The following is an 8,546-nucleotide window of genomic DNA, read 5'->3' as shown; positions in this document are numbered from 1 at the left end:
GAGAGCCGGGCTGCGATTGGTCCTGAATGCCTGTCTACGCCCACCCGCGTTGATATGCAATACTTTTCCCGAGAAAATCACAGAAAATGTGATAAGGGCTGTGGTTACGTCCCGTGTACGGAGAGCCGTCGCCTGCCGTCGATGCGCGCTCCCAAGCGCTGGTCACTCCGTCCCGCTCGCCGAGTCGAGGCGGGCCCAGACGGGCCAGAGAGCCTCCTGGGCTTCCCGGTAGGCCTGGTAGGCCTCCTCAAGCACCGCGACGCGGCCTGCGGCCGGCTCATGGCGCCTGATGATCGGAGCGACGGCGCGCGGGTCCGTCCCGTCGCCGAGCAGTCCGACGGCACCGGCGGCGAGGAGGGCCGCCCCGCGGGCGGCGCTCTCCTCGACGTCCGTCACCAGAACCGGCCGGCGCAGGGCGTCGGCGAACATCTGGCTCCAGACGGCGCTGCGCGCGGCGCCGCCGGTCAGCCTGACAGGTCCGCTGAGGTGCAGGTGGGAGCGGAGCACGTCGACGTGCCACCGGTGATTGAGGACGACACCCTCCATCAAGGCCCTCAGCAGGTGCCCGCGGTCGTGCCAGCCGCGCAGGCCGAGGAAGGTCCCGGAGGCCGGCCGCTGGTGGGGGGATCCGTAGACGAACGGATGGAACAGCACCTCCGAAGGACCCTTCAGGTGCTCCACGACCTCCTGGCTCAAGGCGTCGTAAGCGTCGTCCCGGTGCCCCGCTGGTGCACCCGTGACCTGCAGGAACCACTCCAGGTTCGCCACCGAGGCGGGCGAGGTGGACATGATCATCCAACGCCCGGGACACAGGAATCTGCGGCACTGCCAACGGACGTCGGTGACAGGGTGATCGCAGACCACCTGGTTGATGCTGAACGTCCCCGCGATGAGGCACAGTTGGCCCACGTCGGTTGCGCCGATCCCCAGCGCCGCCGCGTCGACGTCATGGGCGCCGGTGACGACGGGCGTACCGGCGGCGAGCCCTGTGACGGCCGCGGCCTGCGGGGTGACCGTTCCGCACACCGCCTCGCAGGCCCGCACGGGGGGCAGTTTGGCGGCGAGCCGCCCGAGCTCGAACAGGTCGAGCAGCTCCTGCGAGTATCCGCCCCGGCGCATGTCGGTGAAGGAGGCGCTGGCGTCCGTCGGATCGGTGGCCACCACGCCCGTCAGCTGCTGACGCAGCCAGTCCTTGCACGACAGCAGCCAGCGGGCCCGCTCCAGCACGGCCGGCTCGTGACGTTCGAGCCACGCCAGCAGGGCGGCCGGAGAACCCGCGAAGGGGACCGTGCCCGACAAAGTGAGGGCACGGTCCCAGACCGGGGTGTCACGCCACTCGGCCAGCACCGGCTCGGCACGCGTGTCCATGGCGACGATCGCGGCTCGCACCGGCCTGCCCTCCTCGTCGACGACGTACAGGCCGTCACCGTGGCCGGTCAGACCCACCGCGGCGACGGCCCGGCCCTCCACGTCGGCCGCGGCGAGAGCCGCCCTGATGGCCTGGTGGGCGGTTCGCCACACATCGTCCATGTCCCGCTCGACCCAGCGAGGATGCGAGGTGTCGAGCCGGACCGTACCGGAACCCTGAGCCACCTGCCGGCCGGCGGCGTCGAACAGCACGGCCTTGGTCACGGTGTGCCCCGCGTCGACACCGAGGACCAGATCGCCGGCCACCGCTCACACCCACCCCAGCTCACGGGCGTTGACCGCGGAAACGCACCGGCCCGTGGCGGACAGTTCCGCTATGGCTTCGGCGACCAGCCGTGCCGAGCGCACACTCGTGGTCGTCGTGTCACCGGCGAAGTGCGTGGTGATCGTGACGTTGTCCAGCCGGCGCCACGGGCTGTCCGCCGGGAGAGGTTCCTGGTCGTGGACGTCGAGCGCGGCCCCGGCGATGCGGTGGGCGGCCAGTACGTCGTACAGGGCGGCGGTGTCGATCAGCCGGCTGCGCGCGGTGTTCACGAAGTAGGCAGTCGGCTTCATCAACGCGAAGTGGCGCGAGTGGATGAAGCGCTCGGTCTCGGCCGTCAACCGCGCGAAGACCTGGACGAAGTCGGACTCGCGGAAGACCGTGTCCAGGCTGTCGGCGCGGGCGACCGAGTGCGCGGCCAGAACGGCGTCGGGCACGTACGGATCGTGGGCGATCAGACGCGCTCCGAAGCCGCGCAGCACCGTGGCGAACGCGCGCCCCACATGGCCGAAGCCGACCATTCCGACCGTGCTGTCGCCGATCTCGCGGCCAGGACGACCGAGGGTCTTGCGCCAGCCGCCGGCCTTCACCGAGGCATCCACCCGGGCGATGTCCCGGGCCTCCGTCAGCATCAGACCGACAGCGAGCTCGGCCACGGCCGTGGCGTTGCGGCCGAACACCGGCACGACCCCCACTCCGCGGGTGGTCGCGGCAGCCACGTCGACGTTCTCCAGCCCCGTGCGTGCCACGCACACGGCCCGCAGCGCGGGGGCGGCCACGAGCACCGCACGGGGCACCGGAGCGAAGTGCACCGCCAGCACCTCGGCCTCTCCCACCGCCTCCACGATCTCATCGGGCACCGCCACGGCCTCCGGGCCGTGCCACTCCATGGTCTGCTGCGCCGCGTGCTGTTCCGCCTTGGTCCCCGGCCACTCCACACCGTGAACCGGCCCGAAGCCCGAGCCACAGGCCTTCGCCAGGGCGTCGACATAGAACTCGGCAGGAATGAAACGGTCACCGACGATCACAACACGCAACGAGGCCTCCAAGAGGTGCCCCTCTCCCGTCCTCGGCAATCGTCCCACGTGCGCATGCGGGGCGCCCGGCGTCGTCACCGAGCCGCCGAACGCGTCCGCCGGGTGATCCGTTGCGCCGGTGGTGTCGGGTGCGACGGTCGCCGGGCAGTTCAGCATGACCGCCAACCAGCTGCGGATGGTCGCGCCGGGGACTCGGGCCGGGGACTCGTCGCGGTGCGCCGACTGCCGCCGAACGTCGCGCCGACCGTGTCGGCGCGGTCGGTGACGCACTGGTCGTCGCCGGTGGCCTGCTAGAGCGTGGGGCCTGGGTCCTCGCTGCCGCGCGATGAGCTCTGCCTGCTGACAGCGGGCGAGGTGCAACTGGCCGACGAGCGCGTTGTCGTGGGAGATGTACGCGTCGATCGGGCCCTGCGCCAGGCGGTCGTAGGCGATGACCGGTATGCCCACGTCCTTCGCCTTCCGGCTCTGTTCGGCCACGCTCGCCTCGGCGTCGGCATAGCGGACCTTGCCCTTGCCGTGTGTGAGGGCGGCGACCTCGTTCTCGATGATGGGGTGGTCGAACTTCTCGAAGCGTGCCATTTCCCGGTCGGGCAGATGCCACACTGCACGACTGCGGCGGTGCGAACAGGTGCCCATCCGCTGCGCTCGTCCGCGATCGGCTCCGCACCACACGCGAGACCGAACACTTAGGACTCTTCGGTGGAAGGCGTCTGGGCGACCCCTCGCCGAGCCTGTTCGATAGAGGGAGCCCTCAGCCGGGCGTCCGGGTGCCACCTGGCACAGACGCCGGCGCAACGCATGGGCTCATCCGGTCCGCGATTCCACCAAAGGCACAACCACACCTCATGAAGCACCGTGCTCCGTCTCCCTCCGCTTCTCTCCCCCGTTCACGACCCGCGTGGCAGCGACGCCTCTCATGCGCTGCTCTGAGTCTGCTGGTCCTCGCCGTGCCCGGGTGCAGGAGCACACAAGGCGGTTCCGCTCCTGCGCAACAGGCCGTGCCACCACGGTCCCTGACGGATCAGCACCTCCGATGGCACAGGTGTCCCGAGCCTGCGCCGTCCCAGGGCCCGGGACGGGCGCCGGGACAAGGATGGGAATGCGCATCGCTCAAGGTGCCCCTGGACTGGGCCCACCCGCGAGGCCGGACGATCGGTCTGGCCCTCGTGCGCGCCGAGGCCCTCGACCGTGACAGACGCATCGGGTCGCTGATCTTCAACTTCGGAGGCCCCGGCGCTTCCGGGGTCGACGTCCTGCCGGCCGTCGACGAGGAGTTCGCACGGCTCCGGCACAGCTACGACCTGGTCGGCTTCGATCCCCGTGGTGTCGGACGAAGCCATGGCATCACCTGTCTGAACGGGGCCGGACTCGACCGCTTCTACGCCCGGGACACCACACCTGACACGCCCAAGGAGCGGGAGTACAACGCAGCGCAGACGAGACGGTACGCGGTGGCCTGCCAGAAGAACTCCGCGGCCGTCCTCCCCCACGTGGGCACCGAGAGCGCCGCGCGTGACATCGACCTGATGCGACAGGTCCTCGGTGACAGGAAGACCTCGTACTTCGGCATCGCCTACGGCACGCTGCTGGGGGCGGAATACGTGCACCTCTTCCCGAAGAAAGCCGGCCGCATCGTCCTCGACGGAGCGGTGGACCCCACTCTCGGGCGGATCGACGCCGGTCTGCAGCAGACCGCGGAGTTCCAACTCGCGCTGAACCACTGGATGATGCAGTGTGCCGCGAACAAGAACTGCCCGACCGGGCGAACCGTCTCCGCCGGCAGCCGCAGGCTCGCGACCTGGCTGCACGGCCTGGACGCACGGGCCCTGCCGGCGGCCGGCGGCCGGAAGCTGACGGCGGACCTGGCCACCTCGGGCATCGCCACGGCGCTGTACAGCGAGCAGATGTGGGGCATCCTGGCCAAGGGGCTGGACCAGGCCATGCGGCACGGCCGCGGCGACATCCTGCTGGACCTGTCCGACCTCTCCAACGGCCGGGATCCTGAAGGACATTACAGCTCCCACCAGGCAGCGCAGGTCGCTGTCGACTGCGCCGACAGCGGTGAACGTGTCAGCGACGACCGGATCACCGAGCTCCTGCCGAGGTTCCGCAGGACCTCGCCGGTGTTCGGCGAGTACGTCGCATGGACGATGAGGGCATGCGACGACTGGCCGGTGCGCGGCAGATCCGAGCACCTGAACGTCCGTGCACCCGGCGCCGGTCCGGTTCTCGTCATCGGAGCCACGAGCGATCCCGCCACCCCCTTCGCCAACGCCCGGCGGCTCGCACGCGCCCTGGGCAAGGGCGTCGGAGTGGAGATCGGCATGCGGGGTGAGGGCCACGGTGCCTACGCCTCCGGCAACCCCTGCCTGACCCGGCTGGTGGACGACTACCTGCTGTGGAACATCGTTCCCTCCCGTGGAACGTACTGCGAATAGCCCGGAACACACTGCGAACGGGGCGCCGGGGACGGCCCGCGTCCGTCCCGGCCCGCAGGCAATCCGATCGAAGGTGTGGGCGCCGTTCCGGCGGAACGGCGCACTCCAACGACTCGCTCGCTGGAGAAGACGCAACTATGAGCAAGACGGTGAATATGACCGACCCTGCGAGCGCCCATGCCCCGGTGCAATATGCGGTGGCATTTTTCTGGCGCACCCGTCGCCCCCGCATTGTCCCCTGCATCCCTGAACCCGCCGACTGGACGGCCCCGGTGACATTCCGTACAGGCACAAGAACCGCTACGTGTCGGACCGTTGTTGTCGCAGGTGGATTGCACCACGGAGGTGGAGCCGCGGACACCCGTACCCTACCGAAGCATTGGACGACTTCGGTTCCGCGGCCATCGGTTCTCCCGGCCCTTCCGGCGCGCCGGGATGAGCGCACCATCGAAACCCTCATAATGAGCAATCGTGTTGATAGGAAGACAGCAAGAACTCGCGGCTCTGGATGAACTGACATCCCTGCCCACCCGCGGTAACAAAATGTTTGTGCGGGGTGACAGAGGGTTCGGAAAATCGGCACTCCTTCGCGCTTTTACAGAGGGAGCGGTACATCGCGGGTTCCGGGTACTGCGTGCGGCAGGTGACCCGGCGGACGGCGAGTTCGACCTGCTCCGCCGTCTGTTCGCCTGCTGGGACGGCTTCTCCGCTCTCACCGAAGCGGAGGATTTGGTGCGGGCGGAGGAGCGCCTGTGCGCCCCTGGGCAGGGCCCGGCCGTCCTGGTGATCGACGATCTCCACCTCGCCGACAGTGCCTCCTTGCGTCAGCTCGGCCGTCTCCTTCGCCGCTCTCCCCATTCACGGCCCGCCGTCGTCGCCGCACTGGTGCCGAACGCCGGCACCGCCCCGGGCCGCGAAGTGATCGGTGACCTGCTCCCCTGCTTCGACCATCAGATGACTCTGACCCCGTTCGGTGCGGACGAGGTACGGGTCATGGCAGCAGCGGAGCTGGGCGTCGATCCGGAGCCGGCCTTCCTTCAGGCGTGCCTGGACGCCACCTCGGGAATCCCCTCCGTCCTGCAGGGCGTTCTGGGCTCGGTGCGGGCCTCGGGAATCGCCCCCGACGGCGCCGCCGCCGCCCGGATCCTGGAGCACGTGCCCGGGGAACTGGGGCGGACCGTGCTGGCCGACATCGGCTCGCACGGCGAGGAGGTCCGCAGCGTCGCTCTTGCCGTCGCGGTCCTGTCCGGCCATCCCGCTGTGTCCCTCCTCGCCCACGTGACGGCCCTTGACGAGGGCACCGTCGAAGACGTGCTGCACACGCTGGACCGCGCCGGCATCGTGGTGCACACCCCGCAGGGGCCGCGCTTTCCCGCCCCGGCGCTGGCCGCCGCGGTCGCCAACGAGGTGGCGCCTGGCATGCGGCGGGACCTGCACACCCGTGCCGCGCGCTTCCTGCTGGACACCCATGCGCCCTGGGACTCACTCACCCCTCACCTGCTGCAGTGCCGTCCGGGTGAGAAGTGGGTCGCTGAGGCACTGTTGCGGGCGGCCGAAGAGGTCGGAGGAGACGACAGCGACAACACCATCGCCTGCCTGCGACGGGCGCTGCAAGAGCCCCTGCGGGACGACGTACGAGCGTCCGTCCTCATCTCGCTCGGGGAGGCCGAGCTGGGACTGTGCGCGCGCACGGCCGTCCGCAGCCTTCGCGGCAGTCTCCAGTTGAGGCTGCCGCCCCAGACCCATGCAAAGGCCGCTCGATCACTCGCCACGACCCTCTTCGCCCTCAACCGGTATCCGGAAGGCATCGAGGTGCTGCACGACACCATCGACCAGCTGCGGCCGCGCGATCCCGACCACGCCCTGCGAACCGAGATCGACCTGCTGTACGCCGGCATCACGCACGGCTTCCCCGAGACGCCGGAGTGGGACCGCCTCCAGGAGCTCAGCGCCTCCCCGGCCCCGGGACCCGCATCCGAGCACGCCCTGGAAGCCCTGCTCGCCCTGCGGGAGGTCATGACCTGCGGCTCACCCCGACTCGTGCTTGCACACGCAGGACGAGCCCTGGCACACGGCGTGATGCCGAAGGGCGACGAGTCCTTCGTGTACACCGGCGCGGTGCTGGCCGTGTCGGTGGCCGGCCGTCCGGAACTCGCGCTCTCCCGCGTCGACGCCAGCATGGAACGGCAGCGGGGAAGGGGATCCGGACTGGCACGGGGCTACGTGCACACGCTCAGAGCAGGAGCGCACTACCGCCTCGGCAACGTGGACGACTGCCTCCGCGACGCCCGCACGGCGCTGGACGCGCTGCGCAGCGTGGGCGTGCGGGCGCCGGCGAACCACAGTGCGGCCATGTGGGCGGATGCCCTGGTCAAGCAGGGACGTGCCGACGAGGCGGAGCAACTGCTGGAGCGACAGGGCCTCAACGGCAGCCTGGCACCCCACTGGGCGAACGACTTCACGACCTTGGTACGCGGCCGGGTACGACGCGCACAGGGGCGGCTGCGGCAGGCGCTCGCCGACTTCCTGGACAGCGGGGAACGAGCCTGCGCCCGCGGTTTGGGACACCCGGCCGTGCTGCCGTGGCGCTCGGAGGCCGCGTTGACGCACGCTCTGCTGGGCGAGCACGGGCAAGCGAGCCAACTCGCCGACGACGAACTCCGGCTGGCCCGCGCCTGGGGGGTCCCCGAGACGGTCGGCTCGGCCCTGCGCGCGGCAGGACTCCTCGCCGGTGGTGATGAAGGAGCACGTCTGCTCGGTGAGGCAGTGACGCTCCTGGAGACCACGAACTGCAGGCACGCCTACGCGCAAGCGCTCTTGGACTGCGGCGTGCTGCTCGTCCGGCAGGGAGCACCGGACGCGGCCCGTACTCACCTGCAACAGGCCTTGAAAGTCGCCCAGCGGTGCGGAGCTACGGTGATCGTCCGGGAAGCCGAGGACGAACTGCGCGGCAGCGGCTACCGTCCCGCGTCACAAGGCGCGCAGGGCACAGGGGCACTGACCCAGGCCGAGCGACGGGTAGCCCGGCTGGCCGCGCAGGGCATGACCAACAGGTCGATCGCCGAGGAGCTGTTCGTGGAACTGCGCACCGTGGAGCTTCATCTGAGCCGTGCTTACCGGAAGCTGGGCATCACCGGGCGGGCGGGACTGGCCGACGCCCTCGGCACATGAAGACAAAGGCGTAGGCCGGACGGCGGTGAACGCCGTCCGGCACCGTCGAGCCTGCCCGGGCGCGCCAGGCATCACGCCCGGGAGGCCGTACTGCGCCGCCGCAGCGGTCGGCCGCTCAGTCCTCGCTGGGTGCCGCCGGGAGTTTGGTCTGGATGAGGTCCATGACCGTGGAGTCGGTGAGTGTGGTGACGTCGCCCAGTTGGCGGTTCT

Annotated in this window: 4 protein-coding genes; 2 read left to right on the top strand and 2 right to left on the bottom strand. The window is 70.1% G+C overall.

Annotated features, from left to right (window positions below; translation table 11 throughout):
- Positions 1-162: 162 nt before the first annotated feature.
- A complete protein-coding gene (locus tag ACWC5O_RS44635; RefSeq protein ID WP_450592404.1) occupies positions 163-1,674 on the bottom strand; it encodes an FGGY-family carbohydrate kinase in 1,512 nt (503 codons plus the stop codon).
- A 3-nt stretch (positions 1,675-1,677) separates the two neighbouring features.
- The gene (locus tag ACWC5O_RS44630; protein WP_450592403.1) at positions 1,678-3,306 is read right to left on the bottom strand and encodes an NAD(P)-dependent oxidoreductase; all 1,629 of its coding nucleotides are present in this window, start codon (positions 3,304-3,306) and stop codon (positions 1,678-1,680) included.
- A 536-nt stretch (positions 3,307-3,842) separates the two neighbouring features.
- Between ACWC5O_RS44630 and ACWC5O_RS44625 the strand changes: the two genes are divergently transcribed.
- A complete protein-coding gene (locus tag ACWC5O_RS44625) occupies positions 3,843-5,165 on the top strand; it encodes an alpha/beta hydrolase (RefSeq protein WP_450592401.1) in 1,323 nt (440 codons plus the stop codon).
- A gap of 471 nt (positions 5,166-5,636) precedes the next feature.
- Complete coding sequence (locus ACWC5O_RS44620; protein ID WP_450592400.1) at positions 5,637-8,336, top strand: LuxR C-terminal-related transcriptional regulator; 2,700 nt, start codon at positions 5,637-5,639, stop codon at positions 8,334-8,336.
- Positions 8,337-8,546 lie beyond the last annotated feature (210 nt).

It is taken from the genome of Streptomyces sp. NPDC001450 (genome assembly GCF_053597295.1).
The sequence above is the reverse complement of the archived record's forward strand: the minus strand, read 5'-3'. Positions and strand labels throughout refer to the sequence as shown.

Bases quoted from the DNA above. Each gene is read 5' to 3' on its own strand.
- ACWC5O_RS44630 (WP_450592403.1), bottom strand. From the start codon at position 3,306: ATGGCACGCTTCGAGAAGTTCGACCACCCCATCATCGAGAACGAGGTC.